Genomic DNA, 13606 nt, shown 5'->3' on the forward strand with positions numbered 1-13606 from the left:
GCCGGCCGGGCGGGTCGGACTGGTGCCACCGGGCCGGGCCGACGGGCACCTCCGCTGCATCCATAATCGACCATTGGCTCCGCTCATGCGGCACTTGGCCCCATTCCGGCCGTTTGAACGCCACCGGCCGCCCTCCCCGGGCAGCGGTCGTCACCAGAGTTTGTCGATCTCGCCCGGGTACAGCTCGATGCGGGAGTGCGGGAACGCGGAACGATGGCTCCGGGCCCGGGACGAGAAGAAGCCGGCCAGGGTGACCTTGTCGAATCCTGGCCGGTCGCTGGGGAACGGGGCCTGGGGTGTACCGCCGATGAGCACCGCACCGGGGAGATGCTGCCAGCCCGCGCTCTCGTAGAACGGCTGCAGCGGCCGGTCGCAGGTGAACAGGCCGATATCCAGGTCCATGGCGGCCATTGCCTCACGGGCGGCCGTCACCAGACGGCGGCCGTGGCCCTGTCCGCGGGCGGTGCCACGGGTCACGACCGTGCTCAGCCCCGCTGCCCGGTACCGCTGCCCGGCGTGGACGAGCTCCTTGGTGAGGATGTCCAGCGCGGCGAGCACCGTGGCACCGTCGACCAGCAGCATCGACACCGGCCGCAGCGCCGGGTCGTGGGCGAAGGTGCCGGGCGCCGACGCGGAGTCCGGCGGCCACGCCTCGTCCCGGAGCTCCGACACCTGCTTATTGAGTGCGGGCGGGGTATCGGCTTCCGGGAAGTTCATGATCGGCACGCGCTCATTGTGACGGCCCCGTACGACGGAGTCCACGGGTTTCCCGCGCCGGACCGACGGGTCGTCCGGCGCCGCCTCCGCGATGCTCCCGGACCCCCATCGTGCCTGCATGTGGCAGTCGCCCTGGGGCAGACGACAATCCATGGGAATGCTGAGGCGTTGGGAACGCGTGGTGGAGGACTGCGAGAGCGCACTGCTGGCCAAGATTTTCCGCACCGATCCGGTGGAGTTGTTCGATGCGCTACGGCAGGAGTGTGACGCCCATGCGGTCGTGTGCAGCCAGAGCCGAGTCCTCGTCCCCAATGACTACACCGTCGAGCTCGCGCCGCAGGTGCACGATGAACTGGCGGCACGCGGCGGAGAGGTGGGCCGTCAGCTGACCGATGTGCTGGCCCGGCACGCCGTCGACCGGGGCTACGAAGGGGCGGGTCCGCTCACCGTCCATGTCACCACCGGCGACGTACCGAACGGCAGGTACCGCATTTCGAGCGCGGCCCTCGCCCACATTCCCGCCGATGCCGCCGGTCCGCGAGCGACCTGACCGGGAGGCCCGCCGTTCGCCGGGGCCCCCGGCCGGCGCCGGGCTCTTACTCCTGCTCGGCTACTCCGCCGCGTCGGCGATCTCGGCGATCACCTGGGCATGGCAGGGCTCCGGAAGGCACCAGCAGCCGAGCCGGCGCCCCCGCAGATCCGGCAGGAGCGCGAGCAGGTCGGGGCGTTCCAGTAGGTAGGCGCGGTACTTCGCCAGGACCTCCGCGCGGGTTCCGTCCCGGCCTGGACGGAAGGGACTGGCCAACGGTGACGCCTTGAGATGCCAGCCGCCCCGGTTCATCGCGCGCCCTACGTACACGACGTCGGCGTAGTCCGGGTCGTCCCGGTGGCCCTTGAGATTGACGACGGTTGTGCGCTGCATACCGCCATCCTCGCGCGGCCCGCCGCATCCGGCAGCGTCGGGGCGGGCCGAGCACGCCTCACGCTGCCCTCTTGCTCCTTGTGACCGGCCGGACGGCCGCCCCCGCGTGACCGCGGATGTGCGCGGGGACGGACCGCCCTACTCGGGGTTACTGCCTGCGACTACCGGTGAAGTGCCGGAAGCCGTGGAGGGTTTACAGCGGCCGGGCCCACAGGTCGTACTGGAGGCCCGAGCCGTCGCAGAAGGGGTCGGCCCACTTGCCGCTGCTGACCAGGTCGGTGCCGGCCGCCTGGCAGCCGCCGAGGGTCCAGAACTTCTTGCCGGTCCACACGGTTCCGGGAGGGCCGTCCATCGGCTTGACCTGGTGCTGCGTGGAGGAGGCGGCCGGCGCGGCGGCCTCGGTCCCGGTGGCGGCGTGGGCCTGGGCGGCGCCACCCAGCCCGATGATCGTGAGCGCGGCGGCGGCGACCGCGGTGCTGAGAATTCGCCTGTTACGCATGTCGTGTCCTTTCCCCGTAGCCAGGGCCCCTTGCGGGCCCGACACCCTGCACACGTATGACGCCCCCTCGACGTATGACACCCCCTCATGTGACGTGCGTCACATTGGCGGTCGTGGCTCGGGCGGGGGTGCTCCCGGTCGCTCCCTGGTCGTGAAGTTGCATGGCCGAAAAGGTATTTGACGTGTAGTCAGCCCTCTGGGGTCGGCTCTGTGTGTCTGATAGTGAAGTGTTCCGCAGTGCCCGATTTCGCCTGTCGCCTCGAAGTCGGCGTCGCGGCGGTCGTGATGGCGGGGTGTCCGGTGTGGTGCGCAGGTGTCGGGAGGTGCGGAAGTGGTCGCGCAAGCTGTCCCTACCTGCGGATTTACCTGTTCTTTTCAGGGTGTTGGCCGGAGACGCTTGCCTTGGAAGTCCGGGGATGGATAGCGTAACCAGCACCTAAAGCTTTCTGGACAGCTTTAGTGAAAGCTAAAACATCGTATCGTTCCCGGGTGGGGGAGAAGTATGCAGATCAAGGTTGCGGTGGCGTATCACAGTGGATACGGCCACACCGCAAAGCAGGCGGCGGCCGTTGCGGCCGGCGCGGAGAAGGTCCCCGACACCCAGGTGCGACTGGTCTCCCTCGCCGAGCTGAACGACGAACTGTGGGAGGTGCTGCAGGAGTCCGATGCCCTGATCTTCGGCACGCCGACCTACATGGGCGGCAGCAGCGCCGTCTTCCGCACGTTCGTTGAGGCCACCAGCCAGGTCTGGGGCGACAACATGCGCTGGAAGAACAAGATCGCCGGTGGCTTCACCAACAGCGGCAACATGGCGGGGGACAAGCTCAACGCGCTGATCGACATCGCGCTGTTCGCCGCCCAGCACGGCATGGTCTGGGTCGGCCTCGCTGAGTACGGCGGCTGGAACACCTCCTCCGGCAGCCCCGAGGACCTCAACCGGCTCGGCAGCTGGCTGGGCGCCATGTCCCAGTCGAACAACGACGAGGGTGCGGACGTCACCCCCTGTGCCAGCGACCTGCGCACCGCCGAGGCACTCGGCCGCCGGATCGCCGAGACCGCCCACATCCACCGGGCGGGCCGCGCGGCCGTCGGGTTCGACGAGGTGTCCGCCTGACCGTCGATGAGCCGCACTGAGGCAGCTGCGACGGGGGGGGGACCCGATGAACAGCCGTCAGGAGCAGGCGGTTTCCCACGCGGACGCACAGTCCGGAGTGGTACGCCGCGAGATGATCAGCCGTCACACACTCATCGGGACGGCTGTGGCCGGGGCCGAGGCGGCCCGCGTCGTGGGGGCGCGGGCACCCTGGCCGGGCACGCTCCCGGCGCCTGTCCGGGCGACACGGCCCGCTCCTTCCGTATCGCAGCCCTCCGCCGCGGGGTCGTCGGGATCGAGCCCGCCCGGGGCCGCTCTCCGTGCGGCGGCCCCGACAGCGGTGACCCGAAGACCGGCCCGGCGAGCGCACCGGCCGTCAGCCGCGCGCTGCGGGCGGGAGCGGCGGCCCTCGCTGCCCTCCCGGGACCGGCCCCGGGCCGTTTCTGCCCGGCGCCCTCCGTCTCCGCGATGTCCCGGGACGCCGTGACGTCGCCGCCGTACGGACTCCGCGAAGCCTTCCTCGTCCGGTCCTCGACCGCCCGGTTCCTGCTCCACTGCACACCGACCGAGGCCGCCGGTGCCCGGCTCCGCGCCGGCCTCGTGCACGAGGCCGGGGAGGGAGCACCCGACGCCGCCGCACGGTGCCGTGTGATCCGCGCGGCCGGTCTCTCCGGTGCCGTCCCCGCGCCGGGCGTCTGCCGCGGCCCGAAGCACCATCACTCCGGGGGCCCGTCCCCCGGAGTGAGGTACCACGGCCGCCATGGCGTGGCACACCTCCTGCTCGCCCTTGCGGCGCAGCCGGAGCCGGCACGCCCCTGGGCGCACCGGCTCCCACCGGTCCCGGCCGGCTGAAGCTCGTCCCCGTTCGGCAGTCCCACCACCTTCACCGTGTCCGCGGATGCCGCGCGCACGGCATGTCCTGGCCGCGCACTGTCCGTGCGGCCGTTCCCTGCCATCCCGAGGAGATCAGCCATGTTCAAGACCACCACCGACGCCGAGCTGTCGGGCAATCCGATCGATGAGGTGATCGGCTCCACGATCCGCTACGCGGCGCTCACCTCCGCCGCCAAGCTCGGTATCTTCCGGACCCTGGAGGAGGACGGCCCCAAGACCCTCGACGAGCTGGCCGCTGCGATCGGCGCGAGCACGGACGGCACCCGCGCGGTGGCCGACGTCGCCGCCGTCCTCGGCTGGCTGACCCTGGAGGACGGGCGCTACCGCAACGGCCCGCTCGCCGAACGCTGGCTGGGGCAAAGCGCCGAGTACGACTTCACCCCGGCGCTGCTGTGGGCGTACGAACTCACCAACGTGATGTGGGATCTGCCGCAGGCCGTCCGGGACGGCAAGCCCGCCCAGTCCCTGTGGGAGCGCTGGGCCGGCAACCCCGAGGCCGGACGGGACTTCTCCGCGTACATGCGGGTCAAGTCGCGGCTGACCGTGCAGCCCATCGTCGAGGCCGTCCCGCTGCCCGAAGGGGCGCGGCGCCTCCTCGACCTGGGCGGCTCACACGGACTGCACTCCATGGCCATGTGCGAGCGGCACCCCGAGCTCTCCGCCACCATCCTCGACCTGCCCGAGGCGCTCGCCGACACCGGCGCCGCGATCGAGAAGGCGGGGCTGTCCGACCGGATCACCCTGCAGCGCGGCAGCTTCCTCAGCGGTGACCTCGGCACCGGATACGACGTGGTCTTCCTCTTCGAGATCGTGCACAACCACACCGACGAGGAGAACCGGGACCTGATCGCGCGGGCCGCCAAGGCGCTGCGCCCCGGCGGCCGGATCGTGGTGCTCGAAGACGTCCGCGGTGAGCAGCTCGACGAGCACAACGCGGCGTTCTCGCTGGCCATGTACGCCTGCTCCGGCGACCGCACCTACAGCCTGCCGGAGATCTCCGGATGGCTCACCGACGCGGGGCTGAAGACCGTCGAGCGGATCGCGCTGCCCTCATCCGTGTCTCTGGTCGTCGGCACCAAGTAAAGCCGGCAGCCGGGGAAGGGGGGAGCACCGTGCAGATCGATCTGGCACACCGGTCGACCAGCTCATGGCTGGACGCCGCGGACCTCGCTCGTGAGGTGTACGCCCAGGCATACGGCGCCGATGTGGCGCCCCGGCCCGACTCGTTCATCGTCGCCCGGCCGGCCTGCGGCGCGGCGGAGAAGCCCTGCGCGCCACTGGCCTGCGCGGGGCTCACCTTCGGCAGAGACCAGGAGCTGTTCTCCGAGCGGTACCTCGAGACCGGTGTCGAGGACGCCGCGCTGTCCCGACTCGGGGCCTCTGTCGACCGCAGGCGGGTGGTGGAAGTGGGGGCACTGGCCACCCGCCGCGCCTCGGTCGGCCGCGAACTGATCAGAGCCACCCCGATCATCGCCTGGTGCCTGGGCATGGAGTACATCCTGTGCACCGTCACCCGCAGCCTGATCACGACCCTGGACCGGACCGGTATCTCCTTCGTGCCGTTCGGTCCCGCCGACCCGCGCCGGCTGTCTCCCGACGAGGCGGCACGCTGGGGCACCTATTACGACCAGGAGCCGCAGGTCGGCGTCATCCCGCTGAACGCCCTGGACCGGCTGTTCTCCGACGCCACCGGGCGTTACTCCGTCACCGATCTCCAACTGAGCATCAGCGCCATGGAGGTGGCCGGTCATGCTGGGCATTGAGCAGAGCCTGGTCAGGTTCGGTGAGTCGGCGCGTCCGCTGATCGAGGTGCTGGGGGAGGACGGCGCGCCGGCCCGGACCCTCAGCTACCAGGAGGTGACGCGCCGGGCCGCTGACCTCGTCGAGCGGATCGGACCGGGCGACGGCCGGCCGCTGCGCATCGGTGTGGTCTGCGGCAACACCCCCGAATTCGTGGTCGCCGACCTCGCACTGATCGCCGCGCGCGCCACCGAAGTACCCGTCCCGCTGGCCTTCTCCGCCGAGCAGGCCGCCGGGCTGCTGGAGGAGACCGATCTGTGCGTGGTGGACGCGGCCGGGCAGGAGCGGCTGACCCAGTGGGGCAGGGACCGGGTCCTGCGCCCGGACTGCACGGTACTGCCGCTGTCCACGGACGGGCCCGTACCGTCCGCGCCCATGGTGCTGCCGCCGGCCCGCGCCGGGGGAGCGGACTGGGAGTGCAAGATCATCCACACCTCCGGGACGACCTCGCGTCCCAAGGGGGTACGGATCCGGGCGGCTGCCCTGAACGAACTGCTGGGCTCACTGCGTTCGGTGATGCCCGGCGGGGCCTTCGCCCGCTATCTCTCCGTCGTCCCGTTCAGCCTGCTCATCGAGCAGGTCACCGGCCTCTACATGGTCCTGCTCGACGGCGGGACGCTGGTCCTGATGCCGCCCGGCAAGGCCCTGGTCGGCACCACTGCGGCGGCCCCGGCCGATGCCATGCCGTATGTGACGTCCGCCCGCCCGACCGCGATGGTCGCCACGCCCGCACTCGTCGATGCCTTCGCCGCCGCCGCGGACGAGGCCGTGGCGAGCGGACAGGCGGTCGCACCGGCCCTGTTCGGCACCCCCGGCGCGCCGCTCATCTGCTGCGGCGGGGCGCCCGTGCACCCGGAGCTGCTGCGGCGGCTGGAAGACCACGGGCTGCCCGTGCACGAGGGGTACGGACTGTCCGAGAACAGCTCCGTGGTCAGCTGGAACACCCCGGACGCGCGCCGCCTCGGCACCGTGGGCCGGCCGCTGCCGCATGTCCGCGTCCGGACCGCGGACGACGGTGAACTCCTGGTCAACAGCACCTCGTTGTTCGCCGGCTACACCCGCGACGACCCCTCCAGCCTGGTCCTCGACGCCGACGGCTGGCTCCGTACCGGCGATCTGGCCCGGATCGACGAGGACGGGTTCATCAGCATCACCGGACGCAAGAAGAACGTCATCATCACCGCGGCCGGCCGCAATGTGGCCCCCGAGTGGGTCGAGGCGCAGTACGCCCAACTCCCGTTCGTCCGCGCCGTCGCCGTGATCGGTGACGGACTCACCGCCCTCCACGGACTCTTCCTCGTCAAGGAGTCCACCGACCTCGCGGCGGCCGAAGCGGCCGTCCGGGAGTTCGGCGAAGCGCACCTCTCCGAGGTGGAGCGGGTCGCCGTACCGCACCTCACCGTCGCCGACGAGCGCCTCTACCGCCGGTTCTTCACCGTCACCGGAAGGCCCATGCGGGCAGCCATCCGCACTGCCCTGTCCAACGGAACGCTGTACGACCACCAAGGAGCAGACGCATGACCACCATCGCTGCCGTCGAGCCCTACGGGGCCGCCACCGGCCGGCTCGTCCTGCCCGCCGAGGACAGGTCGCTCGGTGCTCTGGACCCCGCATGGGTCACCGGGCTGCTCGCCGACGCCGGCTTTCTGCTGTTCCGGGGCTTCCGCACCGACCTGGAGGAGTTCACCTCCTTCGTGAAGGCGCACTCCAGCCGGATCACCCTCGACCCGGCACGCTCCTTCCACGGCGGCGAGGTCGCCCAGAAGGTGGACGCGGGCACCGTTGCCGTCGGCCTCCATCTGGAGAACGGCAACAGTCCCTTCGGCCCCGACCTGACGTGGTTCCTGTGCGAGAAGGCCGCCGCCAGCGGCTCCCAGACCACCGTCTGTGACGGCTACCGCGTCTGGGACGCGGCGAGTGACACCGCCCGCGCGGTCTTCGGCGTCAAGGACATCATGTACAGCCGTCGGGTGGAGGAGCCCAAGTGGAAGGCGTTCGTCTGCCACCAGACGGAAGGCCGCAAGAAGCTCGACGACATCACCTTCGCCGATATGAAGGACCTGGTGGGCGGCAGTGTGTCCACCACCCTCCAGCTCAACGACGACGGCTCCATCCACTACGCCTACCGCGTCGGTGCCGTCCACCCCACGCTCTTCGGCAGCCGGCTCTCCTGGGCCAACAGCGTCTTCGGCCCCTCGTACAACTACGAGGCCCCGCGCATCACCTTCGCCGACGGCACGGAGATCCCCCAGGAGCTCCTCACCGAATTCCGCCGCCTCACCGAGGAACTGACCGAGGAGCTGGACTGGCAGGACGGCGACGTGGCCCTGATCGACAACACCCGGGTGATGCACGGCCGGCGCGAGATACTCGACACCGACCGGACCATCTACAACGCGCAGAGCTACCTCGACCCCGCGCTGCTGGCCGCCGTGCGGAACGGGAGGGCCCAGGGATGACCACCGCCACCACCGGACTCGACGACGAGCGTGTCGGCGCCGTCCTGGACGAGATCGCCCGGACCGCCGAGCGCAACGACCCGGACGTCATGAAGCGCGCCTACGCCACCGCGGCCGACTGGCCGCAGCCGCCCACCGCCCAGGAGGCGGCCGAGCTGTGCGCCCAGGCCGCGCTGCCCGTACACCCGCAGGTCGGTACCTTCCTGTACCAGCTGATACGGAGCCTGCGCCCGGCACTCGTCGTGGAGTTCGGCACCTCCTTCGGCGCCTCGACGATCTATGCGGCGGCGGCCCTGCGCGACAACGGCGGCGGCCGCATCATCGGCTCGGAGCTGCATCCCGGCAAGGCCGACCGGGCACGCAGCCATCTGGAGCGCGCCGGGCTCGCCGGCTACGCCGAGATCAGGACCGGCGATGCCCGGGAACAGCTCGCCACGCTTCCCGGGCCGGTCGATCTGCTGCTGCTGGACGGCTGGAAGGAGCTCTACCTCCCGGTCCTCAAGCTGCTCGAACCCGCACTGCGCACCGGTGGCCTGGTCGTCTCCGACAACCTGCCGATGCTGCCACCCGAGTTCACCGACCATGTCCGCGCCGCCGGCAACGGCTATCTCTCCCAGCAGCTTCCGCTGGGCGACGGCATCGAATTCTCCGTCCGCCTCCAGCAAGAGGCCTGACACCGGTTCCACCCGGCTTCGCGAAGCCGTCGCGATCCGCGTCACCCCGTACGCACGGAAAGGGCACCGAACACCCGTGAATTCCCGTACCCACCGCCGCACCCTGCTCCGCGCCGGCGTCGCCGCGCTGCCCCTGGCGGCAGTGGCACCGGCCGCACACGCCGCCGGACAGTCCCCCAAACTCACCGCCGCCCAGGTGGCGAGCTGGACCGACGCCTACCTTGAGGCCTGGCGGACCAAGAACGACACCGCCGCGGTCCGGCTGTTCACCCCCGACGCCCTGTACGAGGCGGTGCCCGGCGTGGCCGCGCAGACCTTCCGCGGCCGCGAGGCCATCGGCCGCTACTGGCGCGACATCACCTCCGGCCAGAGCGAGATGACCGGCCGTCACGGCACCCCCGTCGTCACCGGCAACCGGGCGGCCGTCGAACTCTGGGTCACGATGCGGGCCCCCGCCATCAACCCCGACGGGGAGCACTGGGTCACCCTGCTGGAGACCAACATCCTGACCTTCGCTCCCGACGGCCGCTGCCGGCGCAACACCGAGTACTGGAACATGCAGATGGGCCGCCTGACACCGCCCCAGGGGTGGGGCACTGCATGACCTCCGCACGCCTGCTCGTCACCGGTGGCCGGGTCCTCAGCATGGACCCGGCCATCGGTGAACTGCCGTCCGCCGACATCCTGGTGACGGACGGCCGGATCACCGAGGTACGCCCGGACATCGACGCCACGGACGCGGACGAGCGGATCGACGCCCGGGGGTGCCTCGTGCTCCCCGGCTTCGTCGACACCCACCGGCACATGTGGCAGGCGGCGCTCCGCGGCAGCGGCGCCGACCAGACCCTCGACCAGTATTTCGCGACCGTCCTGCACACCCTGGCGCCCCGGCTCAGCGCCGACGATCTCCACCTGGGCAATCTGCTGAGCGCCCTGGGCGCCCTGGACGCGGGGGTGACCACCGTCCAGGACATCTCCAATGTCGACAAGACGACCGAGGAGCACACCGACGCCCTGCTCGACGCGCTCACCGAATCCGGGCTGCGCAGCGTCTTCGCCTACGGGCAGGGCACGGCACAGGACGCCCGCCGGGTCCGCAGCGACCGGCTGCACGCCAAGGACGGCCTGGTGACCATGGCGCTGAACGCCGAGGCCGGCAGCGACGACAACATCCGGCGCGGCTGGGCCCTGGCCCGTGAACTCGATGTGCCGACCGCGCTGCACGTCCGGGGCGGCAGCCCGGTCTCCCGGCTGCGCCGCCTCGGGGTACTGCGCCCCGGCACGGTCTTCATCCACGGCACCGGGATGGCGGCCGGCGAGCTGGAGCTGATCCGCGACAGCGGTGGGGCGCTGTCGGTCGCGCCCGCCATCGAGATGACCATGGGGCACGGTCTGCCGCCGTTCGCCGCCGCGGCGGCCGCCGGATTGCGTCCCAGTCTCAGCGTCGATGTCGAAGTCGCCGCACCCAGCGATATGTTCACGCAGATGCGGGCCGCCTTCCAGATCGGGCGCTTCGCCGCGCTGCAAGGCCACGCGGGCCCGGAAGCGGCGTTGCTCACGGCCCGGGAGGTGCTGGAGTTCGCGACGCTCGGCGGCGCCGAGGCGCTCGGGATGGCGGACCGTATCGGCTCTCTGACCCCGGGCAAGCAGGCCGATCTGCTCGTGCTGCGCACCGACCGCCCCGGAGTGGCGCCCCTGCACGACGCCACCGCGGCCGTCGTGTCGTCGATGGACCGCGCCGACGTCGACACCGTGTTGGTCGCCGGACGGATCGTCAAGCGCGCGGGGCGGCTGCAGTACGCCGGACTGCCGCGGCTGCTGGCACGGGCGGAGGAGGTGCGCGACCGGCTGGCCGGCTGCTGACCTCTCGCGTCAGCGCCGGATCAGCACGCCCTCCTCGATGGCGGCCAGCGCGATGCGCAGCTGTTCGCTGAGGGCCTTCGCGGTGCGTTCCGGAATCCGGTCGACGAGCCGGGCGTGCACGGCGGTGGTGGCGCGCACCGCCGCCTCGGCGGTCTCCACCCCGCTCGGTGTGAGCTGTACCCAGCTGCTGCGCGCATCGTCCTCGGCCGCCGCGCGGGTGACATAGCCGGCGGCCACCAGGCGCTTGATGACATTGCTGGTCCCGCCGGAGGACAGCAGGAGCGCGTGCGTGAGGTCGGTCGGCTTGAGGCGGTAGGGGGCGCCGATCCGCCGGAGGGTGGCGAGTACTCCGTACTCGGCCTGGGTGAGCCCCAGTTTCTCCAGCTCGGCGCCGGCCGCAATATCGAAGGCCGAAACCAACAGGGCGGTCCTTTTGGCCAGTTCCAGGGGGAGACCGGCAATTTCGGGCAGTTCGTGTCCCCATGCCGAGATGATCTCGTCTACGTGGTCAGGCTCCACTGTGAACCGCCTTCCCTCTACCCGATGCTCAGTACAAAGATATCCCACCCTCCACACAGGCACGTTCTGACCTGGGGAGACTGTGTGCTTGCCAGATGTGGACACTGTGAAAAGCTTTCCATCTATCTTTCAATATAGCTTTTTCCAATGCTTTCTCTCTATGCTTCTCTCATGTTCAAGCGTGAGCCGAGACGTGCCCTGGCCATGACGGCGGTCCTGTTTCTGGCCCTGACCAGCGTCACCGCCTGTGCCGGACGTGACGTGGAAACGGCCCCACAGGGGAGTGCGATGGCGGAAAACCGTCGCTCCACCGAGGAAGGAACCATCGCAGTGCGAGAGTTCAGCGCCACACCGGACCGGCTGCCGTCGTGCTTCCACGGCGTCCGCGGCGCCACCGCGTACCGCCCGCCCGGTTCCTCGGGGGACGGCCGTCTGGTCACCCTGGGCACCGGTCCCCGCGGGGTGGTCTTCGCACCCATCTCCTGGGGCGACGCCTGCGAATGGGCGGCCGAGGCCAAGCGGCTCGCCGCCGACGGCTATCACGTGGTCACCTTCGACTGGGGAGGGGACCGCCGCCGGACCGTGTCCGAAGCGACCCGGCTGCTGCGCTCGCGCGGCGCCAAGAACGTGGCGTGGGTGGGCGGTTGCATGGGAGGCACGCTCATGCTCGGCATGCTGACGGACCGCACCGACCGCCCGGCCGGCGTCGCCGGAATCAGCCCCCTCGCCTCGCTGGGCGGCTACTCCGCCGGAAACGGCACGTCCTACGAGGGCGAACTGCTGCTCCTGGGCACCGCCGACGACCCGCTCTCCGACGAAGGGCGGCTGCGCGAGGTCGCCCACAGCTTCCCCAAGGCCGAGGTCACGGTCCTGCCCGGCACGCTCCACGCCGCCGAGATCTTCGCCGGCCCGCACGGTGCCAAGGCCCGCCGCAGCCTCGACGGCTTCCTCGACCGGACCTTCGCCCCGGCGGACAGCTGAGCGTTCGGCGCCGCGGGCCCCCGTGGTGCGGGCCGGATCAGGCCCGCACCACGGGGAAGCCCCGCCCGCTCACACCGGGCACGGGCGGACGAGCCGGGGGCGGCCGGTCAGGGCATCGCTCAGGAGCGGGTGCCGAAGTCCTGCGTCCACCACGGGCCGTTGCCGCTGAGATTGACGCCCACACCGGTGGACTTGTAGGAGCAGTTCAGGATGTTGTCGCGGTGGCCCGGGCTCTTCATCCAGCCGTCCACCGCGGTGGCCGGGTCCTTGGGGCTCTTGAAGATGTTCTCGGCCCAGCTGCTCCACGGGAATCCGGCCTTGGTCATCCGGGTACCCGGGTCGACGCCTTCCGGCGTGTTGTGCTCGTAGTAGTTGCGGGCGGCCATGTCGTCCGAGTGGGCCTGTGCCGCCTTCTGGATACGGGGATCGACGGTGAGCGGGCCACAACCGTGCTGCGCCCGCTGGGCGTTGACCAGCTCGACGACCTTCTGCGCGAACCGCGCGGCGGTGCCGGAAGCGGCCTGTGCTCCGTTCGGCGTGGTGTTTCCCGCTCCGGAGTCGACGTGGGGCGTACGAGGCGCGGTCCGCTGGGCGGAGTCACCGTTGCCGCTGCCGGGACGGCTGGCCTGCGGCCGGGGCGAGGAATGCCGCTTGCCGTGCCGCTTGGCCTTGGACGGGGAGGCCGAGGGCTTCTTGTGGGTCTTGGGGGTGCGCGAGGTGGACGGCGTCGGCTTGGCGGAGACGGTCGCCGTGGACGCCGACGGCACGGACGCATCCGCCGCGAGCGCCCGGTCGGCTCCCGAGTCGGGGCGTATCAGCACCACGGACGCGCCGCCCACGGTGACCACGGCCGCCACCGCCAGGAGGGTGGCCTTGCGCCGCGGAGTGCTGCCGGCGCGGTGCGTGCCGCTGGTCCGCCCGTGCCGGCCTCCCGCGCTGCCGCCCGCCCCGGCCCCGCCGGAACGCCGGTGCGCACCGGCCTCGCCCGCCCCGCGGCCGCTCCCGGCCGGCGTCTCGTCGTGGCGCTCCGTCTGAAGGTGGTCGTTGTTCATGGTTCCGTTTCCTGTGGGGGATGGGGATCTGCCGGCCCGCTGAGCCCGGGGGACCCGTTGTTCTTGCGGGCCGACACATGGGAGAGCACGGGGCCGGGACCAGATAACGGAAACTGCGAAAAGTTTTTTCGTG

At 71.0% G+C, this 13606-nt stretch carries 16 protein-coding genes; 11 read left to right on the forward strand and 5 right to left on the reverse strand.

Annotated features, from left to right (window positions below):
• Window positions 1–150 precede the first annotated feature (150 nt).
• On the reverse strand, window positions 151–717 hold the full coding sequence (locus STRNI_RS39465; protein WP_277413384.1) for a GNAT family N-acetyltransferase: 567 nt from the start codon (window positions 715–717) through the stop codon (window positions 151–153).
• A 151-nt stretch (window positions 718–868) separates the two neighbouring features.
• Here STRNI_RS39465 and STRNI_RS39470 point away from each other — a divergent pair, with 151 nt between their 5' ends.
• Window positions 869–1267 (forward strand): DUF3662 domain-containing protein, encoded by a 399-nt coding sequence (locus STRNI_RS39470; protein WP_093636122.1) that lies wholly within the window; start codon window positions 869–871, stop codon window positions 1265–1267.
• A 60-nt stretch (window positions 1268–1327) separates the two neighbouring features.
• On the opposite strand, the gene STRNI_RS39475 is transcribed toward STRNI_RS39470, so the two are convergent.
• Complete coding sequence (locus STRNI_RS39475; RefSeq protein WP_277413024.1) at window positions 1328–1639, reverse strand: DUF4326 domain-containing protein; 312 nt, start codon at window positions 1637–1639, stop codon at window positions 1328–1330.
• Between the two features lie 193 nt (window positions 1640–1832).
• Complete coding sequence (locus tag STRNI_RS39480) at window positions 1833–2138, reverse strand: hypothetical protein (RefSeq protein WP_277413025.1); 306 nt, start codon at window positions 2136–2138, stop codon at window positions 1833–1835.
• A 502-nt stretch (window positions 2139–2640) separates the two neighbouring features.
• Between STRNI_RS39480 and STRNI_RS39485 the strand changes: the two genes are divergently transcribed.
• The 9 genes from STRNI_RS39485 (at window position 2641) to STRNI_RS39525 (ending at window position 10921) form a co-directional block, all read left to right on the forward strand.
• Window positions 2641–3252 carry a flavodoxin family protein gene (locus STRNI_RS39485; RefSeq protein ID WP_109886716.1) on the forward strand — a complete coding sequence of 204 codons (612 nt, stop codon included), beginning with the start codon at window positions 2641–2643 and terminating at the stop codon, window positions 3250–3252.
• A 447-nt stretch (window positions 3253–3699) separates the two neighbouring features.
• On the forward strand, window positions 3700–4083 hold the full coding sequence (locus STRNI_RS39490) for a hypothetical protein (protein WP_148590140.1): 384 nt from the start codon (window positions 3700–3702) through the stop codon (window positions 4081–4083).
• Between the two features lie 120 nt (window positions 4084–4203).
• A complete protein-coding gene (locus tag STRNI_RS39495; protein ID WP_274732933.1) occupies window positions 4204–5208 on the forward strand; it encodes a methyltransferase in 1005 nt (334 codons plus the stop codon).
• A gap of 29 nt (window positions 5209–5237) precedes the next feature.
• On the forward strand, window positions 5238–5888 hold the full coding sequence (locus STRNI_RS39500; RefSeq protein WP_109886710.1) for a thermostable hemolysin: 651 nt from the start codon (window positions 5238–5240) through the stop codon (window positions 5886–5888).
• Window positions 5875–7446: an AMP-binding protein gene (locus STRNI_RS39505; RefSeq protein WP_277413026.1), complete on the forward strand. Its 1572-nt coding sequence runs from the start codon at window positions 5875–5877 to the stop codon at window positions 7444–7446. Before STRNI_RS39500 ends, STRNI_RS39505 begins: the two co-directional genes overlap by 14 nt.
• A complete protein-coding gene (locus STRNI_RS39510; protein ID WP_093636106.1) occupies window positions 7443–8384 on the forward strand; it encodes a TauD/TfdA family dioxygenase in 942 nt (313 codons plus the stop codon). The genes STRNI_RS39505 and STRNI_RS39510 overlap by 4 nt, the downstream gene beginning before the upstream one ends.
• Complete coding sequence (locus STRNI_RS39515; RefSeq protein WP_159491787.1) at window positions 8381–9058, forward strand: O-methyltransferase; 678 nt, start codon at window positions 8381–8383, stop codon at window positions 9056–9058. The genes STRNI_RS39510 and STRNI_RS39515 overlap by 4 nt, the downstream gene beginning before the upstream one ends.
• Window positions 9059–9134: 76 nt before the next feature.
• On the forward strand, window positions 9135–9662 hold the full coding sequence (locus STRNI_RS39520) for a nuclear transport factor 2 family protein (protein WP_109886704.1): 528 nt from the start codon (window positions 9135–9137) through the stop codon (window positions 9660–9662).
• A complete protein-coding gene (locus tag STRNI_RS39525) occupies window positions 9659–10921 on the forward strand; it encodes an amidohydrolase family protein (protein WP_159491789.1) in 1263 nt (420 codons plus the stop codon). The genes STRNI_RS39520 and STRNI_RS39525 overlap by 4 nt, the downstream gene beginning before the upstream one ends.
• A 9-nt stretch (window positions 10922–10930) precedes the next feature.
• Here STRNI_RS39525 and STRNI_RS39530 read toward each other — a convergent pair whose 3' ends face one another.
• The gene (locus STRNI_RS39530; protein ID WP_093636098.1) at window positions 10931–11440 is read right to left on the reverse strand and encodes a MarR family winged helix-turn-helix transcriptional regulator; all 510 of its coding nucleotides are present in this window, start codon (window positions 11438–11440) and stop codon (window positions 10931–10933) included.
• A 171-nt stretch (window positions 11441–11611) separates the two neighbouring features.
• Between STRNI_RS39530 and STRNI_RS39535 the strand changes: the two genes are divergently transcribed.
• Window positions 11612–12421, forward strand: coding sequence for an alpha/beta hydrolase (locus STRNI_RS39535; protein ID WP_141725519.1), 810 nt, complete (start codon window positions 11612–11614; stop codon window positions 12419–12421).
• Window positions 12422–12540: 119 nt separating this feature from the next.
• On the opposite strand, the gene STRNI_RS39540 is transcribed toward STRNI_RS39535, so the two are convergent.
• A complete protein-coding gene (locus STRNI_RS39540) occupies window positions 12541–13473 on the reverse strand; it encodes a CAP domain-containing protein (RefSeq protein WP_277413027.1) in 933 nt (310 codons plus the stop codon).
• Window positions 13474–13606: the final 133 nt, after the last annotated feature.

The sequence above is a fragment of the Streptomyces nigrescens genome, assembly GCF_027626975.1.
GTDB classification, from domain to species: Bacteria; Actinomycetota; Actinomycetes; order Streptomycetales; family Streptomycetaceae; genus Streptomyces; species Streptomyces nigrescens.

Bases quoted from the DNA above. Each gene is read 5' to 3' on its own strand.
- STRNI_RS39480 (WP_277413025.1), bottom strand. From the start codon at position 2,138: ATGCGTAACAGGCGAATTCTCAGCACCGCGGTCGCCGCCGCCGCGCTC.
- STRNI_RS39515 (WP_159491787.1), top strand. From the start codon at position 8,381: ATGACCACCGCCACCACCGGACTCGACGACGAGCGTGTCGGCGCCGTC.
- STRNI_RS39490 (WP_148590140.1), top strand. From the start codon at position 3,700: ATGTCCCGGGACGCCGTGACGTCGCCGCCGTACGGACTCCGCGAAGCC.
- STRNI_RS39535 (WP_141725519.1), top strand. From the start codon at position 11,612: ATGTTCAAGCGTGAGCCGAGACGTGCCCTGGCCATGACGGCGGTCCTG.
- STRNI_RS39465 (WP_277413384.1), bottom strand. From the start codon at position 717: ATGAACTTCCCGGAAGCCGATACCCCGCCCGCACTCAATAAGCAGGTG.
- STRNI_RS39475 (WP_277413024.1), bottom strand. From the start codon at position 1,639: ATGCAGCGCACAACCGTCGTCAATCTCAAGGGCCACCGGGACGACCCG.
- STRNI_RS39485 (WP_109886716.1), top strand. From the start codon at position 2,641: ATGCAGATCAAGGTTGCGGTGGCGTATCACAGTGGATACGGCCACACC.
- STRNI_RS39525 (WP_159491789.1), top strand. From the start codon at position 9,659: ATGACCTCCGCACGCCTGCTCGTCACCGGTGGCCGGGTCCTCAGCATG.
- STRNI_RS39540 (WP_277413027.1), bottom strand. From the start codon at position 13,473: ATGAACAACGACCACCTTCAGACGGAGCGCCACGACGAGACGCCGGCC.
- STRNI_RS39505 (WP_277413026.1), top strand. From the start codon at position 5,875: ATGCTGGGCATTGAGCAGAGCCTGGTCAGGTTCGGTGAGTCGGCGCGT.
- STRNI_RS39470 (WP_093636122.1), top strand. From the start codon at position 869: ATGGGAATGCTGAGGCGTTGGGAACGCGTGGTGGAGGACTGCGAGAGC.
- STRNI_RS39495 (WP_274732933.1), top strand. From the start codon at position 4,204: ATGTTCAAGACCACCACCGACGCCGAGCTGTCGGGCAATCCGATCGAT.
- STRNI_RS39510 (WP_093636106.1), top strand. From the start codon at position 7,443: ATGACCACCATCGCTGCCGTCGAGCCCTACGGGGCCGCCACCGGCCGG.